16 protein-coding genes and 1 pseudogene are annotated in these 20041 nt (G+C 37.4%); 10 read left to right on the top strand and 7 right to left on the bottom strand.

Translation table 11 applies throughout. The annotated features are described in order from the left end of the window. Positions 1-130: hypothetical protein (locus LFLEISCH_RS15870; protein WP_007474286.1), on the bottom strand; the 130-nt coding region annotated here is incomplete at its 3' end. 3 nt (positions 131-133) lie between these two features. After that, positions 134-1348, bottom strand: coding sequence for an argininosuccinate synthase (locus LFLEISCH_RS06265; RefSeq protein WP_007474284.1), 1215 nt, complete (start codon positions 1346-1348; stop codon positions 134-136). 188 nt (positions 1349-1536) lie between these two features. Between LFLEISCH_RS06265 and LFLEISCH_RS06260 the strand changes: the two genes are divergently transcribed. From LFLEISCH_RS06260 to nifJ, 3 genes are all read left to right on the top strand, one after another. Continuing rightward, positions 1537-2580 (top strand): alpha/beta hydrolase, encoded by a 1044-nt coding sequence (locus LFLEISCH_RS06260; RefSeq protein ID WP_007474282.1) that lies wholly within the window; start codon positions 1537-1539, stop codon positions 2578-2580. A 259-nt stretch (positions 2581-2839) separates the two neighbouring features. Then, positions 2840-3685 carry an aldo/keto reductase gene (locus LFLEISCH_RS06255; RefSeq protein WP_007474280.1) on the top strand — a complete coding sequence of 282 codons (846 nt, stop codon included), beginning with the start codon at positions 2840-2842 and terminating at the stop codon, positions 3683-3685. A gap of 203 nt (positions 3686-3888) precedes the next feature. Then, entirely contained in the window at positions 3889-7602 is a 3714-nt protein-coding gene (gene nifJ / locus LFLEISCH_RS06250; RefSeq protein ID WP_007474278.1) for a pyruvate:ferredoxin (flavodoxin) oxidoreductase, read from the top strand. 14 nt (positions 7603-7616) lie between these two features. Here the strand turns inward: nifJ and LFLEISCH_RS06245 are convergent, their stop codons facing one another. Continuing rightward, entirely contained in the window at positions 7617-8180 is a 564-nt protein-coding gene (locus tag LFLEISCH_RS06245) for a GNAT family N-acetyltransferase (protein WP_007474276.1), read from the bottom strand. A 163-nt stretch (positions 8181-8343) separates the two neighbouring features. On the opposite strand from LFLEISCH_RS06245, the gene LFLEISCH_RS06240 reads away from it, so the two are divergent. Beyond that, a complete protein-coding gene (locus LFLEISCH_RS06240; protein ID WP_241432885.1) occupies positions 8344-10377 on the top strand; it encodes a cation-translocating P-type ATPase in 2034 nt (677 codons plus the stop codon). Next, complete coding sequence (locus LFLEISCH_RS15865) at positions 10359-10685, top strand: hypothetical protein (protein ID WP_241432884.1); 327 nt, start codon at positions 10359-10361, stop codon at positions 10683-10685. Before LFLEISCH_RS06240 ends, LFLEISCH_RS15865 begins: the two co-directional genes overlap by 19 nt. Before the next feature lie 51 nt (positions 10686-10736). Here LFLEISCH_RS15865 and LFLEISCH_RS06235 read toward each other — a convergent pair whose 3' ends face one another. Then, positions 10737-11402, bottom strand: a complete 666-nt coding sequence (locus LFLEISCH_RS06235) for a hypothetical protein (RefSeq protein WP_007474274.1) — start codon at positions 11400-11402, stop codon at positions 10737-10739. 451 nt (positions 11403-11853) lie between these two features. On the opposite strand from LFLEISCH_RS06235, the gene tagD reads away from it, so the two are divergent. The 5 genes from tagD to LFLEISCH_RS06210 all read left to right on the top strand — a co-directional run bounded on the left by tagD (position 11854) and on the right by LFLEISCH_RS06210 (position 16466). Then, positions 11854-12252 (top strand): glycerol-3-phosphate cytidylyltransferase, encoded by a 399-nt coding sequence (gene tagD, locus LFLEISCH_RS06230; protein WP_007474272.1) that lies wholly within the window; start codon positions 11854-11856, stop codon positions 12250-12252. Between the two features lie 73 nt (positions 12253-12325). Then, a complete protein-coding gene (locus LFLEISCH_RS06225) occupies positions 12326-13537 on the top strand; it encodes a glycosyltransferase family protein (protein WP_040504782.1) in 1212 nt (403 codons plus the stop codon). Continuing rightward, on the top strand, positions 13537-14682 hold the full coding sequence (locus LFLEISCH_RS06220; protein ID WP_077907963.1) for a CDP-glycerol glycerophosphotransferase family protein: 1146 nt from the start codon (positions 13537-13539) through the stop codon (positions 14680-14682). Before LFLEISCH_RS06225 ends, LFLEISCH_RS06220 begins: the two co-directional genes overlap by 1 nt. A gap of 126 nt (positions 14683-14808) precedes the next feature. Continuing rightward, positions 14809-15678, top strand: coding sequence for an XcbB/CpsF family capsular polysaccharide biosynthesis protein (locus LFLEISCH_RS06215; protein WP_007474270.1), 870 nt, complete (start codon positions 14809-14811; stop codon positions 15676-15678). An 11-nt stretch (positions 15679-15689) separates the two neighbouring features. Next, positions 15690-16466, top strand: a complete 777-nt coding sequence (locus LFLEISCH_RS06210) for a DUF6270 domain-containing protein (protein ID WP_007474268.1) — start codon at positions 15690-15692, stop codon at positions 16464-16466. Positions 16467-16836: 370 nt separating this feature from the next. Here LFLEISCH_RS06210 and LFLEISCH_RS06205 read toward each other — a convergent pair. From LFLEISCH_RS06205 to LFLEISCH_RS06195, 3 genes and pseudogenes are all read right to left on the bottom strand, one after another. Further along, a pseudogene (locus tag LFLEISCH_RS06205) lies at positions 16837-18805 on the bottom strand (fructose-1,6-bisphosphatase). Positions 18806-18915: 110 nt separating this feature from the next. Then, positions 18916-19380, bottom strand: coding sequence for a GGDEF domain-containing protein (locus LFLEISCH_RS14640; RefSeq protein ID WP_159099761.1), 465 nt, complete (start codon positions 19378-19380; stop codon positions 18916-18918). A 110-nt stretch (positions 19381-19490) separates the two neighbouring features. Then, positions 19491-19961: a hypothetical protein gene (locus LFLEISCH_RS06195; protein WP_007474265.1), complete on the bottom strand. Its 471-nt coding sequence runs from the start codon at positions 19959-19961 to the stop codon at positions 19491-19493. Between the last annotated feature and the right edge of the window lie 80 nt (positions 19962-20041).

The following is a 20041-nucleotide window of genomic DNA, read 5'->3' as shown; positions in this document are numbered from 1 at the left end:
TTTTGACATGCGCCAGGCTACCTGTAATATCATCACTAGCCAATTTTTGGTCAAATGGAATCGAGGCACCAAACGCATCAATCCAGTCTTCACTAACGCCTTCAAAACGGCCGCCCCATAGTTTTTCCATAATTTACACCTCGCTAATCGCCTTTTTTTGTGCATTTATTTCAGCATTTACTTTTGTTGGCAGACCGAAAAGCTTAATAAAGCCAACTGCTGCCTCCTGATCAAAAGTGTCTGCCGATGTATATGTGGCCAAGTTTTCATCATAAAGGGAATTTGGAGATTTTCTTCCTGTTACAATCGCGTGTCCTTTGAAAAGTTTAAGGCGAACGACGCCATTTACGTATTGCTGTGTTGTTTTGAGGAAGTTAATAAGTGCTTCTGTGAGCGGCGAATACCAAAGTCCGTTATAGATGGTCTCGCTAATTTTTTGCTCAATAATCGGTTTGAAATGCGCCATTTCACGGACAAAAGTCAAGTCTTCAAGCGCTTTATGAGCTGTGATTAAGGTAACGGCACCGGGACATTCATACACTTCGCGCGATTTAATCCCCACTAAACGGTTTTCAATATGATCAATGCGTCCGATTCCGTGTTTACCGGCCAATTGATTCAGCGCAAGAATCAAGTCCGCAAGCGGCATCGCCTCATCATTAATAGAAATGGGCACGCCACCTTGAAACGCAATTTCGATATTATCTGGCGCATCAGGCGTATTTTCAAGTGCAGCGGTTAAATCATAAGCCTCTTCAGGTGGGGCTGCCCACGGGTTTTCTAAAACGCCGCATTCATTGCTACGTCCCCACAAATTTTGGTCAACGGAAAAAGGGTTTTCTAAATCAATGGGAATAGGAATATTATTTTCTTTCGCATAAGCAATTTCCTCCTCACGCGACCACTTCCAATCACGTACAGGAGCCACCACTTTTAAATGTGGAGCCAGTGCATGAATCGCGATTTCAAAGCGAACTTGGTCATTCCCTTTTCCTGTACAACCGTGTGCAATGGCGCTAGCTCCTTCTTTTTCTGCAATTTGAACGAGTTTTTTAGCAATTAAAGGTCTGGATAGGGCGGAAACAAGCGGATATTCACCTTCATAATACGTATGCGCTTGAAGTGCCACTAAAGCGAAATCTTGAGCGAATTCCTCTTTTGCATCAATCGTATAAGACGCAGAAGCCCCAACTTCTAAAGCTTTTTCTTTAATGAAATCAAGATCTTTCCCTTCCCCCACGTCTAAACAGCAAGCAATGACGTCATAATTGGACTGGGTCAACCATTTAATTGCAACAGATGTATCAAGTCCCCCAGAATAAGCCAGAACGAGTTTTTCTTTTACCATTTTAACATCCCCTATTCATAAATATACAATTAATTTAATTTATATTAACATTAATTCTAAGTTTTGACAACAAATAATTTATTTTTATTCAAAATTATGTTTAAAAATTCATACAGCGTTATAATTGGTTAACGGAAATAAACCTGCTATACTTAGTAGGTAAGTTACTGATAAGGAGATGAGCGCAATTGAAAAATACATTGAAATGGGTAGGTATCCTTATTTTTGGTATCATTTTATTACCACTTCTAGCCGCTTTATTTATTTATAAAAAAGCAGTTGGAAAACGTGATTATGATCCAGAAGTCTTGGATAATTTAGAAGAGGCCGCGCAAGATTATGTGAAGAAAAAGGCGCCGCTTTCTGATGTGGATTCACGCTATAAATACATGCGTCTCGCTGAAAAAGCTATTCCGGCAGCGAAACAAATTGAAATTGGAGATACCGAAGATAAAAAAATTGATGGTCCAGCTGGGAAAATTCCGCTACGGATTTATACGCCAAAAGAAGAAGGTCCATATGACATTATTATTTATTTTCACGGGGGCGGCTTTATTACTGGGGGACTTCAAACGCACGACACAATTGCGCGTAAGTTAGTTCAAAAAACGGGCGCACGTGTTGTATCCGTTGATTATCGTCTAGCGCCAGAAAATCCATTCCCAGCAGCTATTGAAGATGCGTATGCAACACTTCTTTGGGCAGCAAGTCACCGTACTAGCTTGCGTAACAAAAACGATCAATTAATTGTAGCAGGTGATAGCACGGGAGCAAATATTGCGGCGGTTGTGGCACAGCTTGCTAAAGCGAAAGGACAGCCAGAAATCAGCAAGCAAATTTTACTTTATCCGGCTACGGATATATTTAGCCGTGATGCTTCTGTTTTATACCCATCGATGGATGAATTTAGTGAGGGGTATGTACTTACGAAAGAATCGCTTGATAAATATTTCAAACTATACTTGCGTAATGCAACGGACCGTAAATATGACCCACTCGTTGCACCAATTCGCAGTAAAGATTTGAGCGATTTACCGAAAACCTTCCTCGTTACGGCAGAATACGATCCACTACGTGACCAAGGCGAGGCGTATGCGGAAAAATTAAAAAATGCTGGTGTACCAGTCTTTGCAAAACGCTTTGATAAAGTACCGCATGATTTCATGAATACTGAAACAGCGGCAGCAGAAGAAACCTATAACTTAATTCAAGAATTTTTAGATGAAAAATAAATTGGAGCGGTCTGCATATCATGTAGACCGCTCAGCTTTTAGAAAAACTCAAAGTTTACGCAGAACAAAACGAATCTCACCAAAATCAGACTGCTGACAAATGGTGAGATTCTAGGCAGTGCCTCTGTACCGGAGCGGAGCGTACTCGAGTACGTAAGCACCGGAACGGAAGGTACTAACAACGAAGATTGCCGTTTGTCAGCAGTCTGAGCGGTCTGCATATCATGTAGACCAATCTATTAGTTAGGAGGTAGTAAATATGCAAAAGGTTCTACTAAATAATGGAATTGAAATGCCGCAAATTGGTTTTGGCGTCTATCAAATAGATGATTTACAAGTGTGTGAGGAGGCTGTATTACATGCCATTCAAACGGGATACCGATTAATTGATACAGCTGCTGTTTATCAAAATGAAGAGGCTGTCGGTAGGGCGATTAAACGGAGTGGCGTCCCGCGTGAGGAATTGTTTATTACAACTAAACTTTGGATTCAAGATGCCACAAGTGAGGGGGCTAAACGCGCATTTTATGCGTCACTTGAAAAACTAGGCCTAGATTATGTGGATCTATATTTGATTCACCAGCCTTATAATGACATTTATGGCGCTTGGCGTGCCATGGAAGAACTATACGCGGAAGGAAAAATTCGCGCAATTGGCGTATCTAATTTTATGAGTGGAAGAGTTTTAGATTTTCTTTTAAATAATAAGGTGACGCCTGCAGTGAATCAGGTAAAGGTTCATCCGTTTCATCAGCAAAAGGAACTAAAGGAAGTCGCGGCAAGTCACAATATTCAACTTGAAGCTTGGGCGCCTCTTGCAGAAGGGAAAGAAGGGATTTTTTCGAATTCTATTCTACAGAAAGTAGCGGAAGTACATGGAAAAACAGTGGCTCAAGTGGCCTTGCGTTGGAACTTACAAAATGGCCAAATTGTCATTCCTAAATCGACCCATAAAGAACGGATTGAAGAAAATTTTAATCTATTTGACTTTGAACTTAGCGCAGAAGAAATGGCCCAAATTGGCGAATTAGACAAAGCAGCGCCGAATCCTCAAGAAAACCCGGAATTTGTCGAACGGTTGAATAGTATAAAAATACATGATTAACATGCTTCTTTTGACAGACAAAAATAGTAGAGAACGAACAATCAAGTTTGGAAATGAAATAAACTTGATTGTTCGTTCTTTTTTCATTCATAATCTTCCACATGTAAAAAACAGGAAAAAATGCCAATTGAGAAGCGGGCGAAACTGGTGTACAATGACTATGATAAAGGTTGAGCAAAAAAATAGAGACTGGAAGTGCAATCATGCGAAAACAAAGAACAATGGATGGAAATACAGCAGCGGCCTATATTTCCTATGCGTTTACTGAAGTAGCCGCTATTTATCCGATTACGCCAAGCTCCACAATGGCTGAGCTTGTAGATGAGTGGTCATCAGCGGGTAAGGAAAATCTATTTGGGAAAAAAGTCAAAGTTGTCGAAATGCAATCAGAAGCAGGAGCGGCTGGAACCGTTCACGGATCGCTTCGTGCAGGAGCTTTAACGAGTACGTATACCGCCTCGCAAGGGTTACTACTTATGATACCGAACATGTATAAAATTGCAGGGGAATTACTCCCAACCGTCTTTCACGTGTCCGCACGAACGATTTCAGCTGCTTCACTAAATATTTTTGGAGATCATAGTGATGTGATGGCGGCTAGACAGACCGGCTTCGTGATGCTTGCAGAAGGGTCGGTTCAAGAAGTAATGGATTTATCAGCCGTTGCGCACCTTTCCACATTAAAAGGGCGACTGCCGTTTATCAACTTTTTTGATGGCTTTAGAACGAGCCACGAACTTCAAAAAATCGAAGTGCTCGATTACGCAGAACTAGAAGCTCTTTTGGATAAAAGTTCCCTCGCCGAGTTTCGAAAAAGAGCCATGTCACCCAATCATCCTACAACGTCTGGATCCAACCAAAACCCGGACATTTTCTTCCAACAACGAGAAACCGTCAATGAATACTACGAAAACATCCCTACCATCATACGTGATTATATGAGCGAAATAAATACATTAAGAGGGACAAATTACGATTTAGTTAACTATTACGGACACGCCGAGGCGACCGATATTATTGTCGCGATGGGATCAGTGACACCCGTAATCGAACAAGTCATCGATGAGCTTATGCGTGAGGGGAAAAAAGTCGGACTGCTAAATATTCGCTTGTATCGTCCATTTCCGGCGGAGGTTTTTTTAGAAAAAATGCCAAAAACAGTCGAACGTGTCGCCGTGCTTGACAGAACGAAGGAGCCAGGCGCGTCTGGTGAGCCCCTTTTATTAGACGTTCAAAGCGCGCTTTATGATGCAGAAACGAGACCACTTGTGATTGGCGGACGCTACGGATTAGGTTCAAAAGATGTGACGCCAGACCAGATACTGGGTGTTTATTCGCACCTAACAAGTAGCAAGCCAAAATCCCGCTTCACAATTGGTATTATTGACGATGTGACGCATCTATCTATCCCGTCCGTAGGTTCCAAAGATTTAACAAATAAACAAACTTTTCAATGTAAATTTTTTGGTTTTGGATCTGATGGGACCGTTGGGGCAAACAAAGCGGCGATTAAAATTATTGGCGACCACACGGATTTAAATGTACAAGGCTATTTTTCCTATGACTCGAAAAAATCAGGCGGGCTAACGATATCCCATTTGCGTTTTGGTGAAAACCGGATTCGGTCAGCCTATTTAATTTCAGAGCCTAATTTTGTTTCCTGCTCTTCGGCGTCTTATGTCACCCAATATGATTTATTAAAAGGGCTTAAGCCAGGCGGAACGTTCCTTTTAAATACCGTTTGGAATGAGGATAAATTGGAACGGCATTTACCGGCGCAAATGAAACGCAATTTAGCTGAAAAAAACATTCAATTTTATACGATCAATGCGATTAAAATTGCCGCAAATGCAGGTCTTGGACGTCGAATGAATACGGTGATGCAAACGGCGTTCTTCAAATTAACTTCTATTTTACCGTTTGAGGAAGCTTTTCAGGCACTTAAGGATTCTGCCGTTCGCACCTATGGGAAAAAAGATATGAGGCTTGCCGAAAAAAATATTCGTGCCATGGATGACACACTTGCGCATTTGAAAAAAATAGAAATTCCTTCTTCTTGGAAAAACAGCGAAATAGAAAACGTGCCGCAAGATGCGGACAAACCAGCTTATGTGAGCCGCATTTTGGAACCCGTAAACCGCCTAGAAGGAGATTCGCTATCTGTTGGTGCCCTCATCGAAAACGGTATGGTAGACGGCAGCTACCCGCAAGGTACAGCGGCTTACGAAAAACGTGGCATTGCGCTTGAAGTGCCGGAATGGGTTTCAGATAACTGCACGATGTGTAACGAATGTGCTTTTGTTTGTCCGCATGCGGCAATTCGGCCCGTTTTGGTGAACGAAGCTGAAAAAGAGGCTGCTCCAGCTGGATTTATAACGCGAGAAATGCGCGGTAAAGACGGGCTAGGTTACCGAATTCAAGTCTCTCCGTTAGATTGTACAGGCTGTAATTTATGTGCCCACGCTTGCCCGGCTAAAGATAAGGCGCTTGTTATGAAGCCTTTTGAGGAAATGGAAGAAAAAGAGGCGGATAACTGGTCATATGCAGTAACAGTTACGCCGAAGCCAAATCCTGGGAAAAAAGAAACGCTGCCTGGTAGTCAGTTTGAACAACCGCTACTCGAATTTTCTGGTGCGTGTGCGGGTTGCGGGGAAACGCCATATGTAAAACTTTTAACGCAACTTTTCGGTGATCGAATGATGATTGCGAATGCGACGGGCTGTTCTTCTATTTGGGGAGCCTCAGCGCCTGCAACGCCGTATACGGTAAATCAAGATGGGCATGGTCCGGCATGGGCCAATTCTCTTTTAGAGGATAATGCGGAATACGGCTTTGGGATGCATCTTGCGAATAAGACGCTTCGTGAAGCTTTAGCACATGAGGTGGACGTTGTTTTAGAACAAAACGAAGTGTCAGAAAATCTGCATGTAGCGCTTTCGAATTGGCGGGACGGGATGCATGAAAGCGAAGGGACGCGAGAACGCGCGGAAGACTTACAACTGGCCCTTTTAGCGGAAATGGATGGTCATGCTGAACTTGAAGCGCTTTATGCCAAACGCGATTTATTCCTAAAAAGATCGCAGTGGATGATTGGCGGCGATGGTTGGGCGTATGATATTGGTTTTGGTGGCATTGACCATGTACTGGCTTCTGGGGAAGATGTGAATATGCTTGTGATGGATAATGAAGTTTATTCGAATACTGGCGGACAATCCTCGAAAGCAACACCAATGTCGGCGCTTGCGAAGTTTGCAAGTTCTGGAAAACGCATGGGGAAAAAAGATCTTGGCTTTATGGCAATGAGTTACGGAAATGTATATGTGGCACAAGTAGCTATGGGGGCAAATAAAAAGCAATTGATGAAAGCTTTTCTTGAAGCGGAAAAATTTGACGGACCATCGCTTATTATTGCGTATACGCCGTGTATTACACATGGGATTTCTGCCGGGATGAAAACGATGTTAACAGAGACGGATTTGGCTGTTTCATGCGGCTACTGGAATTTATATCGCTACAACCCAGACTTAATAGAAAAAGGGAAGAATCCGATGGTCATGGACTTTAAAAAACCAGATTTCAACCAGTTCTATGACTTTTTGAAACGAGAAACAAGATTTTCTGCGCTTTACAAAGCCAATCCTGATACGGCGCTTTCTATTTCAAATGCCACAAAAGAAGATGCCCTCCGTCGTTTTACACGCTATGCGAATATGGCAGGTGTAGACATCTCTAAAGTGCTTGGAACAGAAGCTGCCGGTGAGAATACGGAGAGCGCGGAGGATGCTAAAGCAAGACGTGAAGCAAGACGAAAAGAGCGTTTAGCTAATCGTTCCGAAAAAACGGTGGATCCTGAACGTGAAGCAAGGCGATTAGCCAGAGAGGCGCGAAAAAAAGCCAAGCTAGACAATAAAGAATGATGAAAAGGGAACGCTTAGTTAAAGTGCGTTCCCTTTTTTGAAATATAAAAAATTAGTGGGATTTTTTCGCCTGATTCTGTGAGGTCAAAATCATTTAGCTCACGGTTTTTAGTAAAATGATGCCGTTCAAGAAGACGAATACTAGCTAAATTTCCGGCACTTGTAACGGCGCCAAGTTTTTTTAATCGAAGAACATTAAAACTATAGTTCATGACAACTTCTAAGGCTTCACTCATATAATTTTGTTTCCAAAACGCTGGTAGGAGTTCATAGCCGACATCGGCCATTTCTTCGTCTAAGTCCATATTCCACAAACAAATCGTACCTAAAAATGTAGAGTCGGCCTTGTTTTCAATGACCCAATAAACTGATTCGTTTTTTTCAATCCCAGAGAGAATTTTAGCCATAAAAGCTTGCGTCTCGTCTAGGCTTGTGTGAACAGTTTTACTTGTATATTTAGAAACTTTTGGATCATTTTTTAGTTGAAAAAGTGCTGGTAAATCGGCGTCTTCTAAAGCACGTAAAGTGAGGCGTTCTGTAAGTAGTACGGGAAAAGGTTGAAATTTAATGTGATTCAACTTTTTTCACCTCCAAAATCATGATTATTCTATTATACCCGAAAAGTTTCTGTTTAACTTACAAAATTGTCATACTTTGTAAGTAAAATAAATGGATTGATTGTAAGCTTTCTGATATTTTTAAAGTAGAAAAGGGTATAGTACGAGAAAGGATGTGATGGATTTGAAAATAAATAATGAAATAAACGTAGAAAAAGTCGATCCACACGTCGGATTAACCCAAAAAGAAGTATCGGAACGTGTTTTAGAAGGGCGTAAAAACAACCCTCTTAAACCGATGACAAGAAGTATCAAACGTATATTTGCTGATAATACGCTGACGCTTTTTAATCTGATTAATGTGACGATTGCTTGCTTTATTATTTATACAGGAAGTTATAAAAATTTGTTGTTTCTTGGTGTCGCGCTCTGTAATACGGCGATGGGGATTTTTCAAGAAATTCGCGCGAAACGGCAAATTGATAAACTAACCATTTTAACGCAATCGAAAATTAAAGTGATTCGCTCGGGAAATGAGGAGCAGATTGAACAGTCCGATTTAGTTCAAGACGATGTGATGTTACTTGAGGCAGGAGACCAAGTTTGCGCGGATGGTATAGTTTTAGATACGGCTGGTATAGAAGTCGATGAATCGCAACTTACTGGCGAGGCAGACGCTGTTCGAAAAGTACTTGGTGATGATATAATGTCCGGAAGTTTTATTATCAGTGGGCGCGCGCTTGTCCAGGCAACAGCAATTGGGGAAGAAAGTTTTATTTCAAAACTATCTCTTGAGGCAAAGCAAGAAAAAACAGTCTACAGTGAATTGCTTCGGTCGATAAAAACGATAATTAAAATTTTGACTTTTATTATTATTCCGCTAGGCCTCATTTTATTTTTCTCACAGCTTTCAAAAAGTGGGGACATAAACGCTTCAATTTTAGGCACTGCCGCGGCAATGATTGGTATGATACCAGAAGGCCTTGTGTTACTTACATCCATAGCCCTTGCGGTTGGGGTTGTGAATCTCGCCAAACATCGTGTATTAGTAAAAACCATGCCTGCGATTGAAACCCTTGCACGTGTTGACGTACTTTGCCTAGATAAAACAGGCACTATTACAAATGGAAATTTACACGTTACAGATGTCCTTCCAGAATCTTATTCGACAGACTTGGAAATGGAAGAGGCCGTTTCGGCGATTATATATGCACTAAATGATAATAATGCCACTAGTTTAGCTCTAAAAAAGGCTTTTCCAAACAATCCTGGCTGGGAGGCACACACAAAAATTCCGTTTTCCTCTGAACGGAAATGGAGCGGTGCTACCTTTAGCGGCCGAGGCTCGTACATAATCGGAGCGCCGGAATTTGTTTTCAAGGATATGCATCCAAAACATGCAGAGAGAGTAAATGCTTTTTCTGAAAAAGGTTATCGGGTTTTATGTTTGGCTAAAAAAGAAGGAGAGCTAAATGATGGGAAAGCGCCTAAATTGGTAGGTCACTTTTTAATAGCAGATGAATTAAGAGCAGAAGCAAAAGATACATTCCGTTATTTTAAAGATCAAGGAGTGTCTATTCGAGTTATCTCAGGAGATAATCCCATGACAGTCTCAAACGTTGCCATGCAAGCAGAAATTGAAAATAGTGATCGATATGTAGATATGTCGCGAATTGCTGAAAATACCGATTTTAAGGAGCTTGCGGACCACTATGTTGTTTTTGGTCGTGTAACGCCGCATCAAAAAAAGGCGCTTATCCAAGCGTTCCAACAAGCTGGACATACAGTGGCTATGACAGGTGATGGTGTGAATGATGTGCTTGCATTAAAAGAATCTAACTGCAGTATCGCCATGGCTGAGGGAAGTGACGCAACAACGAGCGTGGCAGATTTTGTTTTACTGGATAATCAATTTGATTCAATGATTCATGTCTTAAAAGAAGGGCGCCGAGTCATTAATAATATTGAACGAGTGGCCTCACTTTATTTAATTAAAACCATTTATTCAGTGATTTTAACGATTATCTTTACCTTTGTAAATAGTCCCTATCCATTCCAGCCCATCCAATTAAGTCCAATTTCTTCCTTGACCGTTGGAATTCCTTCTTTCTTCCTAGCGATTAAGCCAAATTACAAACGCATTCAAGGCGAGTTTTTTAAAAAAAAGTACTGCATAATGCTTTTCCAGCAGCACTTGCAGTGGTCTCCTATATTATAGTCACAATGCTTCTTGGCCAACTTATTCATTTAACGTTTGCCCAAACATCAACCATTAATGTACTTCTAACGGGTGCTGTTTGTTTTACAACACTCATTACAGTAGCGAAGCCATTTGATTTTAAAATTAAAGTTTTAATTACACTTTTAATGGCAGCGTTCGTCTTACTGTTTTCATTTGCGGGCCAATTCTTCTCGCTTGCACCGGTTTGGAATGTGAATATGGCTATGATTTATATCCCACTTTTAATTAGTGTGTATCCATATTTCCACTTTATTCGAGCGTTTATGCTACGGTTCTTCAAATAAAAAGCACATCAACTTGATGTGCTTTTTATTTGTTCCTGAAAATAGGAGGGACTATTCCCAGTATGCCGTTGTGTATGGACTTTGCCATGTATCACTATTTGTACCTATAAGCGGATATTGAATTGGATCCCAAGGTGCCATGGATCTTCTGAGTGCTGATTTAAATAGGAATCCCTCTGAATTGTTTTGTACGAGGCGGATAGGGTAATTCTTTTGGACATTTCCATAATTTATAGAAATATCGGCCATGATTTCTCCAGATATAATCCAAAGCTCCCTTGGTATTTTTACAGCAATTCGTGTACCACTTACTGTAAGATCATCTTGTGTGATGGTAAAAGTACGATCTCCAAGTAAGCCTTTACGTTGCATGGTTCCACTAATATTTTCTTTAAATGAAGCTTGTTTCGCTAATGTTGAGAATTCTCTAGGAAGTTCGATGGTTAAGTATGCATGGTCCCCGTCCACAAAACCAGTATTAAAGGAGTGGTAGTGCAAATCAATATATCCCGTCTCTAAACCAGGAATATCAGCTTTTTCATAGTAAGGGACAAATGTACCGTCTAAATCACCAGATGCTGTTAAAATTAAAGTTCGTGGCTGAGGTTTTAGCTCTTGATTTGTACTTTGAGCATTCGCTGAAATGGACGAAGAAAGTACAAATGAAGAACTGAGCAATAGAACTGACAAACTAACCATAATCAATTTTCTAAACATATAAAACTCCTCCTTTTTATTAGTTATTACTTTTCTATTGTATACTTAATATAATTGTTAAGTAAATATAAAATGGAATATTTAACAATATTTACTTATTATTCTATTTTTGTGATTTTTTTTAACAAAAAAAGATATTGATTTGCATATATAAAAAGAGTAACATAAAAAGTTATCTACTTTTATTATAGGATTATCGTTCATCGTATTAAATCAAGGAGAGATTTTTCACTTAAAATTCTTCTGAAAAAAACTTAAATTGAGCGCTTATAGATGAACTTATTTTGTCAAGTGGAATTTTGCTAAAAAACGATATTTATTTAACTTTATTATGTCTATATATTCGAATTTTTAACATCATTTCTATAATATAATTATAAATACAATGCTAAAAGATAGAGCATATGATTGTGTAACTTTGTTTAATTATTTTTAATGAAAGGAGAGTTTTATGAAAAAAGTGATTACATATGGAACATTTGATTTATTGCACTGGGGACATATTCGTTTATTAGAACGTGCTAGAGAGTTAGGCGACCATTTAACAGTTGTACTTTCTACGGATGAATTTAATCGTTTAAAAGGAAAGGAGGTTTTTCATAAATATGAACAGCGCAAGTATTTACTTGAGGCGGTTAAACATGTAGATAAAGTTATTCCTGAAACAACGTGGGATCAAAAAATAATCGATATTCAGTCAAATGATATTGATATTTTTGTCATGGGCGATGATTGGAAAGGTCATTTTGATTTTTTGAGCAGTTACTGTGAAGTCTGTTATCTAGAGCGAACAAAAAATATTTCCACAACGTATATTAAACAACAACTTGCTGGAATTGCTCAAAGCTAAAGTATTCCTCTTCTATAATAGATAATTCATATCAGTAAGAAGAGAGATTTTTAAAATTTGGGGAGTTAACATAATGAAGATTGCTATCCTAGGATTTAATATTTTTTCACCAGGTGGAACAAGTCGTAGTAATCTAAACTTGACAAAAGAATTTAATAATGAAGGCATAGAAGTTGTTATTTACAATGCTCGTCCTTTTTCCCCTACAGATATATTAAGTATTCGTTACCAAGAGAAGCTAAGTACGAAGGTTTATTTCGAACCGCTTATAGAACTAGGTAAGGATAGTTCTATTGATTTATATATTATAACGCGCGAAACATTCTTTCCCCTTGCGCAAATTATAAAATTTTATTGTCCACAGGCTATGACGATAGGTGAAATACATGCACCGCTTAGTATGTTGCCGGAAAACTTGGATGAAAATTTATATGCTTTAGATTACATACGTGTATCCACAGAATCCATCAAAAAAGAGTTCAAAAAGAAATATCAATATGAGACAATACTTGTTCATCAAGTAAGCACAAATCATGTGGTTTTGCCTAGTGATTTTATACCAAAATTAACAAATAATCTTTATGTTCTTTCTCGGTTCGAGGATGGCGTAAAAGATATCTCATATGCTATTCGACTCCTGGATTATCTGATTCACTATCTTAAAGCCACACATATCAAGCTTTATATTGAAGGGTACGGACCATCTGAAACATTGTACCGCAATTTGATTAATCACTACGGGTTACAGGCTAATGTATTTTTAAATCAAGGAACACCTGCTGAATATATTTATTTTTCAACCTCACGTTATGAAACATTTGGTTATTCCATTCTTGAAGCTCTTGCTAAAGGAAAACGCGCTGTCTTATTTCCAGGGGAAGACAGAGTCTTACAAGAAATCTATAAAAATCCACCAAATATTCAATGGATTACAAAAGATATATCAATAGATGCAAGGCGAGTTTTAAAATTTATCTCGTCAATTGAGAACATCAATTATCGCCAAGGAATTTCATCTATTTTAAAACAAAATAATTATGTTTCTCATTATGTGAGCTATTATCATTTATTTCAAAAGCGAAAACAAAAGAAGTTTGTTTTAAATAGAGAAGTAGAAGAAATTTGGGCAGAAGTTATGTTAGTTCAAATGGAACAGATACCTTCCCTCTATTATATGTATGGGCTTTTAAAAGATAAACCGATAGTTGGCAGAATTTTGACGAATTCTCATTTTAAAACAATGGCAACTGCTTTATTTCATCGATTAAAAGCAAAAAAAAAATAATGCAACGAAGAGTGAAATCAGTAAGTGATAATATGTATTTTATTGAATCTTTTCACGGAAAGTCTTTTTCAGGAGATCCTAAATACATCGCTCTTTGGGTAAAAAAACACATGCCTGATGCTCAAATATTTGTTAGTTCTGTAAATCAATTGGTAGATATGGAAGCACGTTATTTTGGTTTTGAGCCTCTTCGGCTAGGGAGTGCGGAGTATCAACGTAAATTTGAACAGAGCAAGTATATTATTGTGAACGGTAACACGCTCGATAAAGTTGGGAAATCCCCTAATCAAATCATTATTCAAACATGGCACGGTTTCCCTTTAAAAAAAATGGTCGCAGATTTAGAAGACCCGAAACAGCGCAAACAAGAATTAAGTGCCTTTTTGCCCCGGATGAAAAAGTGGAATTATCTTTTAACATCATCCTCCATGAACACTAGTTTGTTTCATTCGGCATTTTCATTAAAAGAAAATTCAAATCTAAAGGTAGTTGAAATGGGAGCACCCCGAAATGCCTATTTGATTGAGAATAAGAATAATTATATAGAAAAACGACATATTCATTTTAAGTACTTTAATCGACCGTTAGATATGAATAAAAAGTATATTTTATTTTGTCCGACATGGCGTAAGCAAGAACGAAAAGAAGTGACGAGCATTGACTTAGAGGACTTGATTAAACATCTACCACCTGAATATGAAATTATTGTAAAACTTCATCCTTTAGAATCATCGTTACGTAGATTTTATAAAGCATTAGATTCAAGAATTCATTGTTTTTATAATGAACTTGTGGATATTCAGGAATTATTTTTATTAGTGGATATATTGATATCTGACTATTCTTCTGCAATTTTTGACTTTGCTCATTTAAATAAAAAAATTATTATTCTGCAAGAGGATTCTGAAACTTACCAGAAAAAAGTTGGTTGGTATTTTGATATAAAAAAATTATGTTTGTTAGAAGGGAAGTCTTATACAACTACAGATTTAGTAGAAGCTATCCAAGGTGATAATTTAGATGTTTTTCGATACTGTAGAGCAGTCCAGAAAAATTTACTAAATAAGGACAATATAGAGACAAATGAGAAGTTAATGCAATTATTATTTTTAAACGGGAGGCTATCATATAATGACAACAAATAAAGATATTGAGTTTACAGATATTTATAATTTTCAATGTGAATATAAAAAGAAAAAAAACTAGTTATAAAAACTTTTTCAGATAAGAATATTTTAGAATTATCACGAGAAACACAACCGATTTTAGAAATGTATAAAGCTATTTTGGCACATGATTATGTTCTATATATGCATGCGGGACAATCATCTTATTTTATACGACGTAAAGATGTACATACAATTTGGCAAAGAAAAGATTTAATTCAACATGGAGCATTGTTTTATTCATTAGAAAAAATTCCTCCTGAGAAGGAAAATAAATTGGCTCCTAAGCGTCTTGTTGTTATTTTCTCTCCTATGCCAGCAAAAGAAAATTATCATAGCGCTAATATTGCGCATCGTTGTTTTACAACTTCGTTCGCAAGTATGCAAAAGCATTTGGTGAAAAATACGATTATAATGCGAATAATGGACTTAAATTTATCCTATGGGAGTCATTATATTAATACATTTAATTATATGGAAATGGAATCAGATGTCCAAAGTGCTATCCAATATGTTATGCAGTCCAACCATATTGTAAAGGAAGATGTTGTACTATACGGGGGATCAAAAGGTGGAACCGGTGCTTTATATCATAGTTTTCTTGGTGATTTTAATTCCGTTACAGTAGATCCCATTATTAGTACCGAACAGTATAATCAAGAAAACGATTTGCATTATTTGCGTGATTTTCGGAAAAGAAGCGTTTTGAATGATTTAATCGCACTTTCGAATAAAGAAACATCAACGAAAAAAATTATTTTTGGTTATCCTTTAATTTCTTTCAATTACAACCTGTACAATCAATTGGCATCTAATTCAGTTGAAGTTCATAATGTATTTGATTCTTCTGTACATAAACACGCTGACATTTCACGTAATACAGTAATAGAGCAAATTACATGGATAAATAAATTACTACTATCATCGAGCAATTTACATAAAATCGAAGAGCAACTCCATGTGTTAACTGAATAAAGGAGGGGAAAATGGAGGAGAAAATTAAAAAAATTGCAATTGTAGGCTCTTGTTTAACTAGAGATAATTTTAATACAATATTTAATCCTAATTATAAAAATTTTGTTGAATGTGTGCTTCATCAGCACCAATGTAGCCTTTTAAGTCTTATGTCACCAGCATTACCTTATAAAGAGAGTGAAGAGATAGAGCAAATGAATGCCTTTAGTAAATGGCAATATAAGACGGAGCACACGAAAGAATTTTTCAATTTACTGGAATCAAGAAAACCAGAGTACTTACTAATCGATTTTTATGCGGATATTTATTTAGGTGTTGTAGAGCTAGAACAAGCCTTTTTTACTTATAATGCTAAATTTAAAGATCTGCTTCCTCTGAAAAACGCCAAAACAGTGCGGAAAATAGCGGAAGATTTTGATTCTTACTTTAAAATTTGGAAACAGTACGCAGAATCCTTTTTTCAATTTCTACAAAGGGAAGTTCCGTTATGCAAAATCATCCTAGTGAAGGCGCGATTTGAAGATAATTTCGAAGGGGGAAGTTCGCTTAATGAATGGCGTAAAAAGAGGAATTATCAAACGGTTGATATTGAACGATTAAATGAAATTTGGAGCAATTTAAATGGTTATGTGGAAGATAACTTTCAAGTTCAAGTGCTAGATATGACGAAGAAAACATATCTTTTAGATAACGAACATCCGTGGGGAAAATTTTATGTACATTATACGAAAGCGTTTTATCATGATTTTTTGGAACAATTAATAGCATTAACGCAGAAAAATGACTAGTGGAAGGGGTTAAGTGTTACGGAATATTAATAGCCTTCAAATCAAGAATTATTTCTAAATCAAAGCCAATATAAAATTGCATATTGGTAGATTTAGTCCTAGCGCTTTTCTTTGTAAAAAAACACACTTTTCGAATAGAGAAAAGTGTGTTTTTGATTTTTAGCATATCTCAATCAAGAAATGCTATTACCTAAAATTTGTGGGTATTTTAGATAAAGGGGATGTATGAATAGATAATCTTTTATAAAAAGGACTAACTACCATTACTATTATAATGGATTTCCCGAATCTTGCATCTAAAAAATTTTCCGCTTTAAAGCAAGAAGTTGAGAAATGCTGATAAAATAAGGATTCTCAAATTGTGAAAGTTTTATGACGAAGCAGAATTACGCTCATTTAAATAGCCTTTACGATAAGCCTCTAGTAAACATTTTAAATCATAAACTTGTTGTTTGAGTTCCTTACCGATGTCTGTGTCCGAAACGCGTTTTCGTTTTATTTCCGTTTCAATGACTTTTCTAGTGGATAAAATGTCCGTTTCATTCTGGATGGCTTCTTCTGTCGTTGTAAATGGCTGATGACTGACGAGCTGTAAACCGTAGCTGTTGTATAGTAGGGTGTAACCCGCAAGTCCCGTTGTTTTGTGGTAAGCTTTCGAAAAGCCGCCGTCAATCACTAACATTTTCCCGTCCGCTTTAATCGCGCTTTCCCCGTTGCCTTCCTTAACTGGGGTATGGCCGTTAATAATGTGACCGGAATCGTCTAAGCCAAATTCGCGTAGGATTTTTTTACAAATGCTCGTATCATTGCGCAAATTATAATAGGCGTTTTTCTCCTCCACATGTGTTTTTTTGTCGGCAATAAAATAGCGTTCAAACGTTGTCATCTCACTTTTTCCAAATAACGAAGACGCGGCGCCCGTCCATAAATACCACATAATATCTAAGGCATATTCTTTTTCAGGCTGTTTAAAAGGGAGGTAGTAGGCTTCACGCGCTAAATGCTCAAACTGGACGAACAAGTTTTTTCCGGCGTATTTTTCCCCCCGAAGTTCTAGTGACATAAACGAACCATCTTTTCCATAGGGATACAGCCGTGGTAAAGCAAATTTCCGTTATATGTTAAAAACATGCTACCTTTTGCATATAAAAATTGAACATGTTTCTGCAAGCGTTCGCAATTTTTAAATGAAGCTAGAAGTTTTTCGATAACCTCCTCCTCTTCTTCAGTTAGACGGTAAGGGTCGTTAGGGTTAATCGTCGGAAAATGTTGGTCTAAAAGGGGATAATCATGCCTTTTACTGAAAACGTGCCATTCTTAAAATCAATGAAATCTAAAACGCGTCTAGAATCCATTTCAAATTCAGGATGCCGTGAAATGATGGGACCTTCAAGCTTAAATTGAATCACCGCTATCGCTTTATGCATCCGGGCAATTTGTGCTATTTCCGCGTGGCTATAGGTCATACTCGTTTCGTTTTTAGGCTGGAAACAAGTACATGGATCCTTTTCATAGACTTCATCAGCAAAAAGAGCAAGTGGTCGAAGCGAAATGCCATAACTATCTTCTAAAATGTCCAAATTTAAATAGCGTGCGGAAATACGAACAACATTCGCCAAACAAACAGCTGAACCAGATGCCGCCCCCATCCAAAGCATATCGTGATTGCCCCACTGAAAGTCAATCGAATGATAATCCATTAGCGTATCCATAATTTTATCAGGATAAGGACCACGGTCATAAACATCACCCACAACATGTAAATGGTCGACAACTAGGCGTTGAATGAGTTTCGATAGAGCAGCAATAAATTCCTTTGCGCGGTTTAAAGAAATGATGCTTTGAATAATTTCCGCGTAATAAAGTTCTTTATCCTGATCATTGTCATTTTCATGAAGCAACTCTTCTAATATGTAGGAAAAATCTTCCGGCATTGCTTTTCGCACTTTGGAGCGCGTGTATTTGGAAGAAACATACTGGCAAAGTTCAACTAATTGAAAGAGTGTTTTTTTATAAAAAAGAGCAGGATTTTCTTCTGACTCTAAAAGTAAATCTAATTTCTGCTCAGGATAATAAACCAGCGTAGCCAACGTATTAATTTCCGTCTCAGATAATTGATTACCAAATACATCATGGATTTTCCGTTTCACAACCCCTGAACCATTTCGTAAAACTTGTAGAAATGCGCTATATTCGCCGTGTATATCACTTAAAAAATGTTCCGTTCCTTTTGGTAAATTTAAAATGGCCTCCAAATTAATAATTTCCGTCGCCGTTTTAGCGATGGTCGGGTAACTTTTAGCTAATAAATTCAAATATTTTAAGTTTGTTTCTTCCAAAAAAATCCCTCCTTTTTAAAATTGGTATATTATTTTATGTCGATAGTATAACTAAAAAAACCTTTTATATCAATATAAAAGGTTTTTTTGATTCTTATTGGTATAGACGTCTAAGTTTGCTTATCAGCATATAGCGCCTTATCCGCTAGACGATAAAGTTTTTCTTCTGAGCTCGCATGGTCTGACCGCATATAGCCGATGGAAGTGGAAAAGAAAATGATTTCTTTATTTGGTAATTCCACTCGAATCCCTGCGATTGTCTTTTTTAGTTCCCTAGAAGCAAATTCCGGGTTAAAAGCAGAGTGGCTAGGAATGAGAATCGCAAACTCATCTCCACCTAAACGATAACAACAATCTGGATATAATTCGTAAAGTTTTTCTGCAAATAATTTAAGCGCGAGGTCCCCGATATCGTGACCATAAACATCATTGATTTTTTTGAAATGATTTAGATCCAGTAAAAATAAATAAAAAAGTTCTTTTCCAAATAATTGTTCTAATTTTGCTGTAAACATATAGCGATTTTCAATTTTAGTTAAAAAGTCAATTTTTGAGGTGCGTTCGAAAAAACTCATTTGTTTTCCCAGTGTAGTTAAATCTGTGACGATATAATAACATGCGAAAGTACCTAATAATATATAAATGGCGATTTCAATAATAACTTTCAAGCTGATATTTGGAGCGATTAATAAACCCATTGTAGATAGGGGACAATTGTTAGCGCAAAAACAATAAAGAGCTGAACAAAATTTGTTTTTTTTCGTAAAAAAGGGCCAATGACTAGTTGGAGTATGCCAATCGCAAGGTAGACAATCGAAAAGACAATAGCTACTTGCATATCACCAAAGAGTAATCGTTCAAAAGTGATAAACAGGCAAGTGATAAAAGCAGAGGTACCACCGAAATAATAGGCATTTAAAACAATAAAAACCCAAATTAAATTTAATGTTCTAGACCCTTCTGCCACAATCGAAAAATTCATTAACAAAAAAGCAAAAAATCCGCCAAGCACACCAGATAAAATTCGGATGGACCAGGTTGGTGGCTCATCGAATTGAAATTTCATAAAACGAGCTAATAAAAAGTAGGCAAAGACAAGTACAGCAATATTTGCAAAAGCATAACTTAAAATTTTAAAAAAACTCCACATATCCATATCGAAAAATACCCCCTAAGTTTATCTTAGTGAAGAAGTATTTCATCGTCAATGAAAACAGGTTGAATTTAAAAAAGCGA

It is taken from the genome of Listeria fleischmannii subsp. fleischmannii LU2006-1 (assembly GCF_000344175.1).
Taxonomy (GTDB): Bacteria; Bacillota; Bacilli; order Lactobacillales; family Listeriaceae; genus Listeria; species Listeria fleischmannii.
This window is presented reverse-complemented; position numbering and strand designations above follow the sequence as displayed.